Origin of the sequence: Bradyrhizobium sp. 61 (genome assembly GCF_023073075.1) — a bacterium.
GTDB classification, from domain to species: domain Bacteria; phylum Pseudomonadota; class Alphaproteobacteria; order Rhizobiales; family Xanthobacteraceae; genus Bradyrhizobium; species Bradyrhizobium barranii.
This window is the reverse complement of record NZ_JADPIU010000089.1, coordinates 1-590: the sequence shown is the minus strand read 5'-3', so window position 1 is coordinate 590 and position 590 is coordinate 1. Positions and strand designations below refer to the sequence as shown.

Here is a 590-nt window from a genome sequence, read left to right as displayed (position 1 = left end):
CGTATGCGTCCGGTTCTTGCACGTCAGTCAGGTCTTGACATGAATCTCTGGTTTCCAAAGCCACGGCAGCAGTTCGTCGAGACGGTTGATCGGATGTCCGTCGACCATGCGCGTGAGCACGTCGGTGAGATAAGCGTAGGGTTCGACGCCGTTGAGTTTGCAGGTTTCAATCAACGAACAGATGATCGCCCAACGCTCACCACCACCGTCACTGCCTGCAAACAGGTGGTTCTTGCGACCGAGCGCCACCGGGCGGATCGCGCGCTCGACCGGGTTGGTGTCGAGTTCGATGCGTCCATCATGCAGGAAGCGCGTCAGGCCTTCCCAGCGCGAGAGCGCGTAACGGATCGCCTCGGCAAGCGTGCTGCGGCCGGCGACGCGGGGAAGCTGCGCTTCCAGCCAGGTATGCAGCGCTTGCACGATCGGTCTGGAGAAGGAGCGCCGCTCGGCAAGCCGATAAGGGGACGACTGCCCGCGCACGCGTGCTTCGACGGCATAGAGTTCGCCGATCCGGCGCAACGCCTCGGCCGCCACCGGCGAGCCGGTCGCCTCAGCGACCTCGTAGAACTTGCGTCTTGTGTGCGCCCAGC

Annotated in this window: 1 protein-coding gene; it reads right to left on the bottom strand. The window is 63.7% G+C overall.

The genetic code is table 11. The features are described from left to right. Nucleotides 1–27: 27 nt before the first annotated feature. Nucleotides 28–590 (bottom strand): IS66 family transposase (locus tag IVB46_RS37920; RefSeq protein ID WP_247344882.1); only part of this gene is annotated, 563 nt, incomplete at its 5' end.